Below are 14,279 nucleotides of genomic sequence, written 5' to 3'. Positions count from 1 at the left end.
CCGACGGTAACGTCTCGGCCATGGCGCAGGAGCAGCCCGACCGGACCGACCAGCCCGAGCACGTCGACGTCGTGATCGTGGGCGCCGGGCTCTCGGGCGTCGGCGCCGCCTACCGCCTCCAGGAGCAGTGCCCGGGCACGACCTACACGATCCTCGAGGGGCGCGACGCCAGCGGCGGCACCTGGGACCTGTTCCGGTACCCGGGCATCCGCTCCGACTCCGACATGTTCACCCTCGGCTACCCGTTCAAGCCGTGGACCGGGGAGAAGGCGATCGCCGACGGCGCCGACATCCTCCAGTACATCCGCGACACGGCGGCCGAGAACGGGATCGACCGTCACATCCGGTACCGCCACAAGGTGGTGGCCGCGTCGTGGTCGAGCGACGAGGCCCGCTGGACCCTGGACGTGGTCGTCGGCGAGGACGCGGCGCCGACCCGGATCACGGCGTCGTTCCTCTTCATGTGCAGCGGCTACTACTCCTACGACAAGGGCCACACCCCGGACTTCCCCGGCATCGAGGACTACCGGGGCCGGGTCATCCACCCGCAGGAGTGGCCCGAGGACCTCGACGTCAGCGGGACGCGCATCGTCGTCATCGGGTCGGGCGCCACCGCCGTGACCCTCATCCCCAACCTGGCCGAGACGGCCGAGCACGTCACCATGCTCCAGCGCTCGCCCACCTACATCGGCTCGCTGCCGGCCGTCGACCCCCTCGGCCAGCTGGTCCGCAGGGCGCTGCCGACCAGGGCGGCCCACACCTTCAACCGCTGGCGCAGCGTCCTGTTCAACACGGCCTTCTACCAGTTCTGCCAGCGACGACCGGCCCTGGCCAAGACGCTCATGAAGAAGAGGGTCGCGGCCGAGCTCCCCGACGACGTCCCCGTCGACCCCCACTTCGACCCCACCTACGACCCGTGGGACCAGCGGGTGTGCCTGGTGCCCGACGGGGACCTGTTCACCGCCATGCGGGCCGGCCGGGCCTCGGTCGTCACCGATCGCATCGACACCTTCACCGAGACCGGCATCCGCCTGGTGTCCGGGGCCGAGCTGGAGGCCGACATCGTCGTCACCGCCACCGGGCTCACCCTGGTCGCCGCCGGCGGCATCACCTTCGACGTCGACGGTCGCACGATCACGCCGGGCGAGACCTTCGTCTACAAGGGCTTCATGCTGAGCGGCGTGCCCAACGCCGCCATGTGCGTGGGCTACACCAACGCGTCCTGGACGCTGCGGGCGGACATCACGGCCCAGTCGGTGTGCCGCCTGTGGAACCTGATGCGGCGCCGGGGCCACACCATGGCCGTGGCCGAGATCACCGAGGACGAGGCGTCGTCGGCCCAGCCGCTGCTCGGGCTGACCTCGGGCTACGTGCAGCGGGCCGCCGCCCTGATGCCCAAGCAGGGCAACCGGGCCCCCTGGCTGCTGCGCCAGAACTTCATCCTCGACCTGCTGGCGTTCAAGCGGGGCGACCTCACCGAGTCGATCCGCTTCTCGTCGCCCGACAAGCGGGCCCGGCGCCAGCGGGCCGAGCTCGACCGCGAGCTCGACGAGCTGGTCGACGCCTGAGGTCTCGCTCCTCCTCAGCGCCGTCGACGGCGGGGGTCGACCCGCTCCTCGAAGGCGATGGCGTCGGTGACCTGCTTGGCCTCGGCGAGACCCAGCCCGGTGGCGGAGCGGACCGTCTTCACGGCCTCGACGGGCCGGCGTTCCCACAGCTGCCGGACCACCACGGGCCGGACGGCGGCGAGCCTGACCTCCCAGTCCCCTGCTGGTGGCGGGATCGGGCGGCTGAGCCCGACGACCACGGAGACGCCGACGACGATCACGACGGCGATCACGACGGCGAGCACGCTCAGGAGCACCACGGTGGACACAGCGGCACCCTAGGGCTGACCGGCGACCGCTCGTCCGGTTCCCGCTCGCGGTGCGATGCGTCCGGTGCGGGCCCTAGCCGCGGTCGAGCCAAGTGCAGATGCAGACCTCGTTGCCCTCGCGGTCGGCCAGGACCGTGAAGGCCCGGTCGCGGCGGTACCGGATCGTGCCGCCGGCGGCGACCACGTCGGCCACGCGCTGGTCGGCCACGTCGTGGGGGACGGTGATGTCGATGTGGATGTGGTTGCGCTCGGGGCGGAGGGCGTCCATGGGCTGGAACCACACCGACGGCCCGAGGCGGAGCGGGTCGACGATGGCGTCGGCCCCGTCGTCCTCGTAGGCGAGGGCGGCCTGCCAGAACGGCTTCACCGCCGCCATGTCGAGCACGTCGATGGCGATCTCCTCCAGCCGGGCCTGGCTCGGCACCGCGACCAGGCCGTCGCCCGCGGCCCGGTCGGAGGTGGCGCGGGCGAGGGCCACGGACCCGCCGGGCACGACGAGGTCGGGGGCCGGAAGGCCGACCCGGACCACGCCGGGCGGGCGGAGGTCGACGTCGACGTCGGACCCGCCCTCGGCGGCCAGGGCGGCCACGGCGGTCACGAAGGCGGCGGCCTCGGTGAGCGACGGGGCGCGGTACGTCGCCACGATGGTGTTCAGCAGGTAGCGCCAGTCGGCGAGGGTCTCGTCGGCGGCGAGGTCGGTCGCGGTCAGCTCGTCGGCCATGCCCCGAACGTAGACCCGGTCGGGCGGGTCAGCCGGCGGACAGGGCCCGGCGGGCGACCTTGCCCAGCGGCGTGCGGGGGAGAGCGTCGACCACGACCAGCCGGCGGGGGGCGGCGTGGCGCGGGAGGGTGACGGCGACGTGGTCGCGCAGGGCGGCGAGGGACGGCGGCGCCGTCCTGTCGACGGGCACGATCCAGGCCACGACCTGCTCGCCCCACGCGGGGTCGGGACGACCGGCGACGGCCACCTCGGCCACCTCGGGGTGGGTGAGGACGGCCCGCTCGACGACCGTGGGCCACACGTTCTCGCCCCCCGTCACGATCAGCTCGTCGACCCGGCCGTCGACGTGGACGGTGCCGTCGGCCTCGACCCGCCCGGCGTCGCCGGTCGCCAGCCAGCCGTCCCGGCGGCGGTCGAGCACCGAGCCGTCGGGCTGGCGCACGCCCCGGGCGAGGGTGGGGGAGCGGACCCACAGCTGGCCGTCCCTCGCCTCCAGCGCGACCCCCGGCAGCGGGTGCCGGTCGTAGACCACGCCCCCGCCGGTCTCGGTCATGCCGTAGGTCCGGACCACGTTCGCCGGCCGCGCCGCCACGGTGTCGGCCGACCCGCCCAGCACGACCCACCGCCACCCGTCGCTGCCGAGGCGGTCGAGGGCCGTGGGCACCAGCGATGTGAGGGTGGCCCCGGCGTCCCGGGCCGAGGCCACGGCGGCGAGGTCGAAGCCGTCGTGGACCACGAGGCCGACGTCGTCGACCACGGCCCGCACGACCACGCCGAGCCCGCCGATGTGGGCCAGGGGCAGGCAGGCCAGCCAGCGGTCGTCGGGGCCGACGCCCAGGTGGGCGTGGACGGCCGCGGCGTGGGCGGCGAGGGCGGCGCCGGTGAGGACGACGCCCTTGGGGGCGCCGGTCGACCCGCTGGTCGCCACCACGAGGGCGTCGTCCTCGGCCACCGGCGGCGCGCCAGGGTCGCGGGCGACGACGTCGCCGGCGGCCGACAGCACCCGGGCCGGTCGCAGCCGGTCGATGAGGTCCTGGCGGGCCGGCGGGGGCAGCCGGGGGTCGATGGGCAGCAAGGCGTCACCGTCGTCCCAGGTCCGCCGCAGCCGGTCGACGAAGCCAGGTCCGCCCCGCGCCTCGACCCCGACCAGTCGTCCCACGTCGGGGAGGGTACGGGCATCCGTCGTGACGGCCGACACCGGGGGGAGGGCGGCCGCTACGGTCGGGGCCCCATCTCCCCACCGACCCACCCACGCCGTCGCACGAACCCCCGGAGGACCCCATGTTGGGCCTGATGCAGGACCACCCGCTCTCGCTGGAGCACTTCTTCGACCGGGCCGAGAACCTCTTCCACGACAAGCGGGTCATCACGGCCACCGCCACCGGCCGGGAGACCCGGACCTACGGGGAGTGGGCGGCCCGCACCCGCAAGGCCGGTGGGGTGCTGGCCGACCTGGGCATCTCGGCGGACGGCCGGGTGGCCACCTTCGGGTGGAACACCGCCAACCACCTCGAGCTCTACTTCGCCGCCCCGTGCAGCGGCCGGGTCCTCCACACGTTGAACATCCGCCTGTTCCCCGAGCAGCTGACCTACATCGCCAACCACGCCGAGGACGAGGTCGTCTTCGTCGACCGCAGCCTGGCCGCCCTGGTGTGGCCGCTGCTCCCGACGTTCGAGACCGTCAAGCACATCGTGGTCATGGACGACGGGGCCGGCGAGGTGCCCGACGAGGCCCCGCCGGGCAAGACCGTCCACCAGTACGAGGAGCTCCTCGCCGCGGCCGAGCCCGCCACCTGGGACGTCCGGGACGAGAACCAGGCCGCGAGCATGTGCTACACGTCCGGCACCACGGGCAACCCCAAGGGCGTCGTCTACAGCCACCGCTCGACCTACCTGCACACCATGGGCGTGATGGCCGTCGACGCCATCGGCGCCTCCGAGACCGACACGATCCTGCCGGTCGTGCCCATGTTCCACGCCAACGCCTGGGGCCTGGCCCACGTCGGCGTCGCCGTCGGCGCCAACCTCGTCATGCCCGGCCCCAACATGGCGCCGGCGCCGCTCGCCGACCTGATCGAGAGCGAGAAGGTCACCATCGCCGCCGGGGTCCCGACGATCTGGATGGGTGTCCTGCCCGAGCTGAAGGGCCGGGACCTGTCCGCCCTGCGGGCCATCCCGTGCGGCGGCTCCGCCGTGCCCAAGGCCCTGTCGGAGGCCTACCGCGAGCAGGTCGGCCTGCCCATCTACCAGGCGTGGGGGATGACCGAGACCAGCCCCGTGGCGTCGGCCGGCCACATCAAGACGACCCTGGCCGACGGCCTGGGCGAGGAGGAGCTCGCCGACCTGCGGGCCACCATCGGCGTGCCCCTGGCCGGTGTCGACCTGCGGGTCGTCGACCCCGAGAGCCTCGAGCCGGTCGCCAAGGACGGCGAGGCCCAGGGCGAGATCCAGGCCAAGGGCGCCTGGATCGCCCGGGCGTACTACAACGACGACCGCTCGCCGGAGAGCTTCACCGAGGACGGCTGGCTCAAGACCGGCGACGTGGCCACCGTCGACCAGCACGGCTACATGCGCATCGTCGACCGGACCAAGGACGTGGTGAAGTCCGGCGGGGAGTGGATCTCCACAGTCGAGCTGGAGAACGAGATCATGGGCCACCCCAAGGTCGCCGAGGCCGCCGTCATCGGCGTCAAGCACCCCAAGTGGCAGGAGCGGCCGCTGGCCTGCGTCGTCCTCAAGGAGGGCGAGGAGGCCACCAAGGAGGAGATCCTCGAGTTCCTCGACGGCAAGGTGGCCAAGTGGTGGCTGCCCGACGACGTGGCCTTCGTCGACGAGATCCCCAAGACCAGCGTGGGCAAGTTCTCCAAGAAGGACCTGCGCACCCAGTTCCAGGACTACGAGCTGCCGACGGCCTGACCCCCGGCGCCCCGAGCGCCGGCCGTCGTCCGTGGCGCTGCGGGCGGCCCCCTCACACCGAGGGGGCCTGCTCGCTGCGGGCGATGAAGCGGTCGCGCGCCTCGGGGTCGTCGAAGCCGATGACGGTCCAGGCCCGGTCCACGCCGGCCCGGCGCAGGGCCTCGACCCGGTGGTTGCCGTCCTCGAGCTTCAGCCCGTCGTCGGTGTGCGTGGCGATCACCGGCGCCGGCTCCTGCCCGTCCTCGACCTGCTGCGCCAGGTCGTCGACGTCGTCGCGCCACTCGTGGTCGTCGACGACCTCCACGACCGGGTGACCGGGCGGCCCGGCCAGCCGACCCAGCTGGTCGAGGGGGACCTCGACCGGTCCGATCCACCAGCGCGGCTGGTCGGCGAGCTGCTCCGCCAGGGCGGCGTTGTCGCTGCCGGGGCTGGACAGGAAGGCGGCGACCCACTCCGCCAGCTCGTCGTGGGCGGCGGCGGCCCGGGCCGCCTCGGTCGTGTACTGCTCGCCGTCGGTCATGGCTGGCGCCCCTACCCCGCCGGGTCGGGCGGCACCACCACGGGGTCGTCGTCGGGTCGGGGCGGGCGGGGGAGGTCCATGAGGTGGTCGGCCTGGTTGTAGGCCCGGAGGATCCACGTCCCGAGCTCGGGGTCGTGCTCCCACTCCGTGAGGCCCGTGTTGGTGGGTCGCAGGTGGGCGCTGGTGGCCGGGTCGGGGATGCCGAGCAGTAGCCGCATCGACGCCATGATCACGCCGGCGTGGCAGACCGCCACCACCGTCCGGCCGGCGTGGTCGGCCGCCAGCCGCTCGACGGTGCGACGGACACGGACGTGGAACCCGTTCCAGCTGTCGCCGCCTGGGGCGAAGGGCCGATCCGGCTCGGCCTCCATGTCGAACGAGCCGTAGCGTCCGTTGTACTCGGACCAGTCGACTCCGTCGGCCTCGCCCGTGTGCACCTCGCACAGGTCGCAGTCGCGGACCGAGAGCTCGATGCCCAGCCCCGGGGCGATGATCGTCGCCGTCTCGATGGCCCGGGGGAGGATGCTCGCCACGAGCACGTCGGCTTCGTACCGGCCGGTGGTCGCCAGGTGGTCGCGGAGGGCCTCGGCCTGGCGGCGGCCGAGCGGCGTCAGCCCCCCGCACCCGGTCGGGCCGGCGATCGGGCCGTGGAAGCCGGCGTGGGCATCGCCGTGTCGCACCAGGATCAGACGCATAGGACGGCACGGTACCGATCGAAGCCGCCAGGCCGGCGCTCGCGGCCTCGATCGCCGGGTGCCTGGTCCGTAGGCTGCGGCCGTGGACGCCGTGCAAACGCTGACCGGTGCCCGGCACCGTTAGGCGGTCGTGCCCCGCCTCGTCCCGCCGGTGCTCGCACCGGGTGCGCTGGCCTCCTCGGCCCAGCCGACGCTCGCCGCCGACGACGACCTGATCCTCCGGCGGTTCGAGCCCGACGACGTCCCGGCGGTCCTCGATGCGTTCGCCGACCCGGCCGTGCAGCGCTGGAACCTCCGCCGGCTCGACGACCCCGACGAGGCGGCGGACTGGGTCCTCGGCACGCACGCCGGCTGGTCGTCGGAGACGGCGGCCACCTGGGCTGCCCGCACCGCCGATGGGGCGGTGGCGGTGCGGGTCACGCTGTACCTCCGTCTGGCCGCCGGCCAGGGCGAGGTCACCTACTGGGTCCTCCCCTCGGCCCGAGGGCGGGGCGTGGCGGCACGGGCGGTCCGGGCCGTGACCGACTGGGCCCACGGCGCCGGGTTCCAACGCCTGGAGATCAGGCACTCGGTCGAGAACCCGGGGTCGTGCCGCGTCGCCGAGCGGGCCGGCTACCCGGCGGAGGGGACCCTCCGACGCGCCCTGCTCCACGACGACGGGTGGCACGACATGCACCTCCACGCCCACGTCGTCGACAGCTGAGGCCGGCCTCCCGGGCTCGGACGGGTCGCCGGTTCGCGGGACGGGCGGCTACAGCGGCAGGGGCGGCTGGGCCAGGAGGTCGTAGGCGACGTTGTCGCCGTCGCGGCGGACGCCGTCGGTCGGCGGGTGCGGGGTGAGCCGGCCGTCGTGCATGAGGTGGCGGACGTCGACGCCCCGGACCAGGACTGCGTGGTCGGCCAGCAGACGGCGGTGGCACCGCCACCACACCGACTCGCTGCACATCACCGCGGTGGGCGCGCCGGCCGCACCGGCCAGGAGGTGGTCGAGGGCGTCGGTGAAGAGGGGTGTCTCCATGTGGTCGGCGTAGGCCCGGAACGACTCGTTCCGCAGGGCGACGTGCCGTGAGTCGGGGACCGGCCGCCGCCGCCCGCCGAGGGCCTCGGCCCAGTGGTACCCGATGCCGGCCTCGGGCAGCCACCGGCGCATCTCGTCCTGGCCGAACTGCGGGTTCCGCCGGCTCCCGGGGAAGGCCCGGACGTCCACGAGGTGCGCGACCCCGGCGCCCTCGAGCAGCTCGGCCAGGCCGGCGGCCGGCAACGTCCCGTGCCCGACCGTCAGCAGCGTGGTCCGGCCTTCGGCCGGGGACGGGGCGGGGGAGGCGGTCACGGACCCCGTCTACCCCGACGAGCGCCCGGGTCCCAGCACGACCCGGTTCAAGGCCGCGCGCCGGGGGGAGCGGTGGGCTGTGCCCGGATCCACCATCACCGTGACCGGGGCGTCGGGGAACGTCGGCGCCGCCCTGCTCGACGTCCTCGACACCGACCCCCGCGTCGCCGAGGTGCGGGCCCTGTCCCGGCGCCCGCCCGAGCAGGAGCACCGCGCCAAGGTCCGCTGGTTCGGGGCCGACATCACCGTGGACGACCTGGAGCCAGCCGTCGTCGGCGCCGACGCCCTGGTGCACCTGGCCTGGCTGATCCAGCCCTCGTGGGACGTCGACGCCCAGCGGCGCACCAACGTCGACGGCTCGGCCCGGGTCTTCGCCGCTGCCGTCGCCGCCGGGGTGCCCGCTCTCGTCCACGCCTCGTCGGTCGGGGCCTACGCGGCCGGGCCCAAGGACCGGACGGTCGACGAGAGCTGGCCGCTCGGCGGCCACCCGCACCACCCGTACTCGCGGCACAAGGCCGAGGTCGAGGGACTGCTCGACACCATCGAGGCCGACCACCCGACGCTGCGGGTCGTGCGCATGCGACCGGCCCTGATCTTCCAGGAGCGGGCCGGGCTGGAGCTGAAGCGGTACTTCCTGCCCCGTCTGCCGGGGCTCCCCGCCGCCCTCCGCCCCTCCCTGGTGGACCGGGTCCCCACCCGCTTCCAGGTCGTCCACGCCATCGACGTCGCCCGGGCCTTCGCCGAGGCCGCCCTCGGGTCGGTCTCCGGCGCGTTCAACCTGGCCACCGACGACGTGGTCGGGGGCCGCCACGTGCCCGCCCTCCGGCTGCCCGCCCGGGCCGCCGCCTCGCTGACCTGGCGGGCGCACCTCCAGCCCGTCGACCCGGGGTGGGTGCGGCTCGTGTTCGGGTGCCCTCTGCTCGACTCCAGCCGGGCTCGCGACGTGCTGGGCTGGTCGCCCGCCATGTCCGGGCACGAGGCCCTGGCCGAGGGCCTGGAGGGCATGCGGACCACGAGACGGGCCCCCACCGCGGCCCTCCGGGGCGAGGGCGCGCCCCCCGAGGCCGGGTCCTGATCGGCATGGAGCGCACCATCACCGGCTGGCACCGGGGCGACGACGGTGACTGGGTGGCCGAGCTGTCGTGCCTCCACGGCCAGCACGTCCGCCACCGCCCGCCGTACCGCGTCGCCCCCTGGGTGGACACCGCCGAGGGGAGGACCGCGCACGTGGGCACCAGCCTCGACTGCCCCCCGTGCGACCGGGCGGAGCTGCCTGCGGGCCTGAGCGTGCTGCGCACCACGGCGACGTGGGACGAGCACAGCACCCCCGCCGGGCTCACCGGCGAGCACCGCGTCGCCGCCGGTCGCTGGGGCCGCCTGCAGGTCCTCGACGGCGCGCTCGGCTTCTGGCTGGCGTCGGACCCGTCCGGCGAGCGGACCGTCCGGGCCGGGGAGGCCCAGGCGATCCCGCCCGAGGTGGTCCACCGCGTGGTCCTGCGAGGGCCGGTGCGGTTCCACGTCTCGTTCCTGGGCCGCCACGAGGACGACGAGGGCGGGGACCCGGCGTGCTGGGCCGGCCGGGTCGAGGACCACCGGGACGGCTGACGGGCCGCTCGGCCGCGCCGTCCCGGTACTGTCGGCCGCCGGACGACCGGAGGAGGCCCCGTGGCCGAGGTGACCGAGACCCAGCTGCCCGGCGTCGGGGTCCGGCTGGAGTTCACGACGGCGAGCGGGACCATCGTCGGGGTCATCACCCACCGCACCGGGCGGCGCGAGCTGGTGGTCTACGACCGGGTCGACCCCGACCGGTGCCTGGCCCAGATCGTCCTCGACGGCGACGACGCCCGCACCCTGGCCGAGCTGCTCGGCGCGTCGCGGGTCAACGAGGCCCTGACCGCCGTCCAGCAGCGCATCGAGGGGCTGGCCATCGAGTGGCTGACCGTCGAGCCGTCGTCGCCGTTCGTGGGCCGCACGATCGCCGAGGGCGCCTTCCGGACCCAGACCGGGGTGTCGATCGTCGCCGTGATCAAGGACGAGACCACGATCCCGGCACCGGGGCCCGAGCACCGCTTCGTCGGCGGCGAGACGATCGTGGCCGTCGGCACCGACGAGGGGCTCGCCGCCCTCGACCGCCTGCTCAACGGGTGAACCACCTGCTGGCGGCCGCCTCGGGCGACGCCACCGTCGCCTTCATCGAGATCGGGGCGGTCATCACCGCCCTCGCCGTCCTGGCCCGCCTGGCCGGCCGGTGGCGCATCACGGCCATCCCCCTCTACCTGCTCGTCGGCCTGGTCGTCGGCGAGGGGGGCATCACGACCCTCGACGTGAGCGCCGACTTCATCTCGCTGGGCGGTGAGATCGGCGTCCTGCTGCTCCTGCTCACCCTCGGTCTCGAGTACACCCCGGCCGAGCTGCGGGCCGGGCTGCGCGGGGGCCTGGTCGCCGGGGCCGTCGACGCCCTCCTGGGGTTCGTGCCGGGGCTCGCCCTCGGGCTGGTGATGGGGTGGGACGGGCGCAGCGCCGTCCTCCTGGGCGGCGTGAGCTGGATCAGCTCGTCGGGCGTCGTCTCCAAGGTCCTCACCGACCTCGGCCGCCTCGGCAACCGGGAGACGCCGGCCGTGCTCAACCTCCTCGTCCTCGAGGACCTGGCGATGGCGGTGTACCTGCCCGTCGTCGCCGCCCTGCTGAGCGGCGAGTCCGCCGCCCGGACGGCGCTCACGGTCGCCGTCGCCCTCGCCGCCGTCGGCGTCGTGCTGGCGGCCTCGATGCGGTGGGGGGACCGGCTGAGCGCCCTGCTCGCCCCCGGGTCCGACGAGGCCCTCCTCCTCTCGGTGTTCGGACTGACCCTGCTGGTCGGCGGGCTGGCCCAGCGCCTCCAGGTGTCCGCCGCCATCGGCGCGTTCCTCGTCGGCCTGGCCCTCTCCGACCCCGTCCGGGACCGGGCGGCGACGCTCGTCGCCCCCCTCCGCGACCTCTTCGCGGCCTCGTTCTTCCTCTTCTTCTCGTTCCAGATCGACCCCGGCGACCTCCTCGACGGCGCCCTGCCGGCCCTCGTCCTGCTCGGCCTCACCGGTCCCGGCAAGATCGTCACCGGGTGGGTCGCAGCGCGGCGCCTGGGGGTGGCCGTCCCCGGGCGGCTGCGGGCCGGGACCGTCCTCATCGCCCGCGGGGAGTTCTCCATCGTCATCGCCGCCATCGGGGCATCGGCCGCCTTCGGCTCCGACCTGGCCGCCGTCGCCGCCTGCTACGTGCTGCTCACCGCCATCGCCGGCCCGCTGATCACCCGCTCGTCGGACTCCCTGGCGGCGCGCCTCACGGCCCGACCGGCGCTGCGCACCGAGGTCGAGCCCCAGGTCTGACCATGGCGGCATCGCCGCCGTCGCGGTCCAGCCGACCGTCCACGCGCCTGGACCATCGGCGGTCGCCGGCGGACCGTGACCACCCCGGTGGGTGAGCGACTAGCGGGGCACGACCTCGGGGCCGGCCACCTCGTCGGGGGCGCCCGACGGGGACTCGGCCCCCCCGGCACCGGCCGCGGGCGAGCGCATGGCGTCGGCCCGCTGCGTGCGCTCGGCCAGCAGCCGGTCGACGTCGGCCGCCGGCATGGGCCGGGCGAAGAGGAAGCCCTGGCCCATCTCGCAGTCCTCGCGCCGCAGACCCTCGTGCTGGGCGGCGTTCTCGATGCCCTCGGCGATGATCTCGAGGTCCAGGGTGCGGCCCAGGTCGAGCAGACCCCGCACGATCGGGGGGATGTCGTCGCCGTCGGTGATCGTGTCGACGAAGGACCGGTCGATCTTCAAGATGTCGATGGGGAACTGCCGCAGGTAGCTGAGCGACGAGTAGCCGGTGCCGAAGTCGTCGATCGCCAGGCGGACGCCCAGGTCGTGCAGGGCGCGCAGCCGGGTGGCGGCGGCCACGGGGTCGGTGATGAGGCTGGTCTCGGTCATCTCCAGCACGAGGAGCGACGGGTCGAGGCCCGATCGCTCCAGCGCGGCCCGCACGTCGTCGACGATCTGGTCGGTCGCCAGCTGGACGGCGGACAGGTTGACCGCCATCGTCAGCGGGGGCGGGCCGTCCCCGGCGTCGTGCCAGCGGGTGGCGGCGGTGCACGCCGTGTCGAGCACCCACCGGCCGATGGGGACGATCTGGCCGGTGTCCTCGCTCAGGGGCACGAACCGGTCGGGGCCGAGCAGCCCCAGCTCGGGGTGCCGCCACCGGACCAGGGCCTCGAAGCCGGTGAGGCGCCGGGTCTCCAGCTGCAGCACGGGCTGGTAGTGCAGCTCCAGCTCGCCTCGCTCGATGACGCCGACCAGGTCGGCCTCGATCCGCAGGGCGTCGCTCGCGGCGGCCCCCATCTGCTCGTCGTACACGACCGTGCGGGCCTTGCCGCCCGCCTTGGCCTGGTACATGGCGATGTCGGCGTTGCGGAGCAGGGCGGCCGCGGTGCACGTGGCGTCGCCGACGGCGAGGCCGATGCTGGCGGAGATGGCGATGAGCTGCCCGTCGACCTCGACGGGGATGCTGAGCGCCTGCAGGATCCTCTCCGCCGTCGTCCGGGCCTCGTCGGCGTGGAGGTGGTTCTCGTCGATCAGCACGGCGAACTCGTCACCGCCCAGGCGGGCCACGGTGTCGGCGGCCCGGACGGTGCCCCGCAGGCGGTCGGCGACCTCCTGGATCACGTGGTTGCCGGCGTCGTGCCCGAAGCGGTCGTTGACCGACTTGAAGCCGTCGATGTCGAGGTAGAGGACGGCGGCGGCGGCCCCGGTCCGGGCCGACCGGCGGAGGGCGTGCTCGATCCGGTCACCGAAGAGCCCGTGGTTGGCCAGGCCGGTGAGGCCGTCGTGGAAGGCCTGGTGGGCGAGCTCGTCCTGGGCCCGGCGGCGTTCGGTCACGTCCTGGAGGTTCACGACGATGCCCGCGACGGCGGGGTCGTCGAGGAGGTTCACCATGCGCGTCGCCAGCCAGCGGGTCTCGCCGTCGGTGTTCCGGATCTCGACCTCGTGCTCGGACACCGAGCCGGGGCGCCGGTGGACCGTGCCGACGTAGGTCTCCAGGGCGTCGTGGTCGGTGCACGAGAGGGCGACGGTCACCGGCTCGCCCAGCACGTCGTCGGCCTCGCGCCCGGTCAGGCGGACGAGGTTGCCCGACGACTCGACGACGCGCCCCTCGGCGTCGAGCACCACGACGGCGTCGGCGGAGTTGGCGGCAGGGCGCGGAAGTGCGCCTCCCCCACCTGGAGGGTGGCGCGGGCCCGCTCGGCGGCACGGAGGAGCCGGTGGCCGCGGATGCTCGCCAGGACGACCAGGGCGACGGTGGCCGCGCCCAGGGCGACCGGGTTGGCGTCGGTCCCGTCCAGGAAGCCCCGCACCTCGATCACGGGGGGCACGAGCAGGGGGACCATGACGAGCCACATGCGGCCGCGGTGCGCCCCTGCGACGTCCTCGCCCAGGGCGGGGCCGCCGTCGCGCCGGTGGGCGACGATGGCCGCGGCGAGCAGCACGGATGCCACCATCCACCCGGCGTCGAGCCAGCGGAAGAGGCCCTCGGCGGTGGCGAGCAGGTACCCGACGTCGGCCGCCAGCCACGCCGCCACGCCGAGACCGAACAGCGTCAGGGCCCGGGACCGGGTCCGGTGGTGGTGGATGGCCAGGCGGACCGCGAGGGTGAGCACGACCACGTCGAGGATGGGGTAGGTGGCCCAGACCGTGCGGGCCAGCGGCGACGAGGCCTCGTCGGAGATCAGGTCGGCGATCGCCAGCTCCCACAGGGCCACCAGGACGAGCACGGCGGGGACGAGGGAGTCGATGATGGCGTCGACGTCGACGCCCCGGGCCCCGTCCCGCTTCGGCGTGAGGCGCATCAGGCCGATCCCGAGGGCCACGTAGGAGACCAGCCAGAGGGGGTCGGCGAGGGAGATGTCGGGCTCGACGCCGGTCAGCCAGTAGTCGACATACCAGACCAGGTCGGCCGTCGCCGAGAGCGAGAGGCCGACGGCGACCATCGCCCACGCCCGCCGGTCGCCCGGGCCGCCGCCGGCCACCATCAGCCACGCCAGCACCGACGCCCCGATGAGGGCGCCGAGGTAGGTCGCGTCGCCCGTCGGACCGGCGGGCCAGATCAGGTGGACCACGAGGACGGCGGCCCCGACCACCGCCACCGTCCACAGCGGTGGCGCCGGGATGACGAGCCGCCCCTCCCGTCCGTCCACGTCCGCTGGCGAC

15 protein-coding genes are annotated in these 14,279 nt (G+C 74.6%); 7 read left to right on the top strand and 8 right to left on the bottom strand.

What is annotated here, in order from left to right; genetic code table 11:
- Positions 1–20: 20 nt before the first annotated feature.
- Positions 21–1,568 carry an NAD(P)/FAD-dependent oxidoreductase gene (locus HC251_RS12220; RefSeq protein WP_219945558.1) on the top strand — a complete coding sequence of 516 codons (1,548 nt, stop codon included), beginning with the start codon at positions 21–23 and terminating at the stop codon, positions 1,566–1,568.
- A 14-nt stretch (positions 1,569–1,582) separates the two neighbouring features.
- Here the strand turns inward: HC251_RS12220 and HC251_RS12215 are convergent, their stop codons facing one another.
- The 3 genes from HC251_RS12215 to HC251_RS12205 all read right to left on the bottom strand — a co-directional run bounded on the left by HC251_RS12215 (position 1,583) and on the right by HC251_RS12205 (position 3,756).
- Positions 1,583–1,876 carry a hypothetical protein gene (locus HC251_RS12215; protein WP_219945557.1) on the bottom strand — a complete coding sequence of 98 codons (294 nt, stop codon included), beginning with the start codon at positions 1,874–1,876 and terminating at the stop codon, positions 1,583–1,585.
- 73 nt (positions 1,877–1,949) lie between these two features.
- Positions 1,950–2,597 (bottom strand): VOC family protein, encoded by a 648-nt coding sequence (locus HC251_RS12210; RefSeq protein WP_219945556.1) that lies wholly within the window; start codon positions 2,595–2,597, stop codon positions 1,950–1,952.
- 28 nt (positions 2,598–2,625) lie between these two features.
- On the bottom strand, positions 2,626–3,756 hold the full coding sequence (locus HC251_RS12205) for a class I adenylate-forming enzyme family protein (RefSeq protein WP_219945555.1): 1,131 nt from the start codon (positions 3,754–3,756) through the stop codon (positions 2,626–2,628).
- 122 nt (positions 3,757–3,878) lie between these two features.
- On the opposite strand from HC251_RS12205, the gene HC251_RS12200 reads away from it, so the two are divergent.
- On the top strand, positions 3,879–5,513 hold the full coding sequence (locus HC251_RS12200) for a long-chain fatty acid--CoA ligase (RefSeq protein ID WP_219945554.1): 1,635 nt from the start codon (positions 3,879–3,881) through the stop codon (positions 5,511–5,513).
- 52 nt (positions 5,514–5,565) lie between these two features.
- On the opposite strand, the gene HC251_RS12195 is transcribed toward HC251_RS12200, so the two are convergent.
- Both HC251_RS12195 and HC251_RS12190 read right to left on the bottom strand, forming a co-directional pair.
- Positions 5,566–6,033: a hypothetical protein gene (locus tag HC251_RS12195; protein WP_219945553.1), complete on the bottom strand. Its 468-nt coding sequence runs from the start codon at positions 6,031–6,033 to the stop codon at positions 5,566–5,568.
- Positions 6,034–6,044: 11 nt separating this feature from the next.
- Entirely contained in the window at positions 6,045–6,728 is a 684-nt protein-coding gene (locus HC251_RS12190) for a histidine phosphatase family protein (RefSeq protein ID WP_219945552.1), read from the bottom strand.
- A gap of 130 nt (positions 6,729–6,858) precedes the next feature.
- Here HC251_RS12190 and HC251_RS12185 point away from each other — a divergent pair, with 130 nt between their 5' ends.
- On the top strand, positions 6,859–7,431 hold the full coding sequence (locus tag HC251_RS12185; protein WP_219945551.1) for a GNAT family N-acetyltransferase: 573 nt from the start codon (positions 6,859–6,861) through the stop codon (positions 7,429–7,431).
- A gap of 48 nt (positions 7,432–7,479) precedes the next feature.
- Here the strand turns inward: HC251_RS12185 and HC251_RS12180 are convergent, their stop codons facing one another.
- A complete protein-coding gene (locus HC251_RS12180) occupies positions 7,480–8,058 on the bottom strand; it encodes a DUF488 family protein (protein WP_219945550.1) in 579 nt (192 codons plus the stop codon).
- Positions 8,059–8,137: 79 nt separating this feature from the next.
- On the opposite strand from HC251_RS12180, the gene HC251_RS12175 reads away from it, so the two are divergent.
- From HC251_RS12175 to HC251_RS12160, 4 genes are read left to right on the top strand one after another with little or no spacing between them, the layout of a single operon-like run.
- Positions 8,138–9,133: an NAD-dependent epimerase/dehydratase family protein gene (locus HC251_RS12175; RefSeq protein WP_219945549.1), complete on the top strand. Its 996-nt coding sequence runs from the start codon at positions 8,138–8,140 to the stop codon at positions 9,131–9,133.
- 5 nt (positions 9,134–9,138) lie between these two features.
- The gene (locus tag HC251_RS12170) at positions 9,139–9,663 is read left to right on the top strand and encodes a DUF3565 domain-containing protein (protein ID WP_219945548.1); all 525 of its coding nucleotides are present in this window, start codon (positions 9,139–9,141) and stop codon (positions 9,661–9,663) included.
- 60 nt (positions 9,664–9,723) lie between these two features.
- On the top strand, positions 9,724–10,206 hold the full coding sequence (locus HC251_RS12165) for a cation:proton antiporter regulatory subunit (protein WP_219945547.1): 483 nt from the start codon (positions 9,724–9,726) through the stop codon (positions 10,204–10,206).
- On the top strand, positions 10,203–11,417 hold the full coding sequence (locus HC251_RS12160; RefSeq protein WP_255566701.1) for a cation:proton antiporter: 1,215 nt from the start codon (positions 10,203–10,205) through the stop codon (positions 11,415–11,417). Before HC251_RS12165 ends, HC251_RS12160 begins: the two co-directional genes overlap by 4 nt.
- Positions 11,418–11,516: 99 nt before the next feature.
- Here the strand turns inward: HC251_RS12160 and HC251_RS12155 are convergent, their stop codons facing one another.
- Positions 11,517–13,238: a bifunctional diguanylate cyclase/phosphodiesterase gene (locus HC251_RS12155; protein ID WP_219945546.1), complete on the bottom strand. Its 1,722-nt coding sequence runs from the start codon at positions 13,236–13,238 to the stop codon at positions 11,517–11,519.
- Positions 13,184–14,266, bottom strand: coding sequence for a hypothetical protein (locus HC251_RS12150; protein ID WP_219945545.1), 1,083 nt, complete (start codon positions 14,264–14,266; stop codon positions 13,184–13,186). The genes HC251_RS12155 and HC251_RS12150 overlap by 55 nt, the downstream gene beginning before the upstream one ends.
- Between the last annotated feature and the right edge of the window lie 13 nt (positions 14,267–14,279).

It is taken from the genome of Iamia sp. SCSIO 61187 (assembly GCF_019443745.1).
Taxonomy (GTDB): Bacteria; Actinomycetota; Acidimicrobiia; order Acidimicrobiales; family Iamiaceae; genus Iamia.
This window is presented reverse-complemented; position numbering and strand designations above follow the sequence as displayed.

What these genes read in the sequence shown, in the direction of transcription:
- HC251_RS12220 (WP_219945558.1), top strand. Translation starts at nt 21, where the DNA reads ATGGCGCAGGAGCAGCCCGACCGGACCGACCAGCCCGAGCACGTCGAC.
- HC251_RS12210 (WP_219945556.1), bottom strand. Translation starts at nt 2,597, where the DNA reads ATGGCCGACGAGCTGACCGCGACCGACCTCGCCGCCGACGAGACCCTC.
- HC251_RS12200 (WP_219945554.1), top strand. Translation starts at nt 3,879, where the DNA reads ATGTTGGGCCTGATGCAGGACCACCCGCTCTCGCTGGAGCACTTCTTC.
- HC251_RS12195 (WP_219945553.1), bottom strand. Translation starts at nt 6,033, where the DNA reads ATGACCGACGGCGAGCAGTACACGACCGAGGCGGCCCGGGCCGCCGCC.
- HC251_RS12190 (WP_219945552.1), bottom strand. Translation starts at nt 6,728, where the DNA reads ATGCGTCTGATCCTGGTGCGACACGGCGATGCCCACGCCGGCTTCCAC.
- HC251_RS12170 (WP_219945548.1), top strand. Translation starts at nt 9,139, where the DNA reads ATGGAGCGCACCATCACCGGCTGGCACCGGGGCGACGACGGTGACTGG.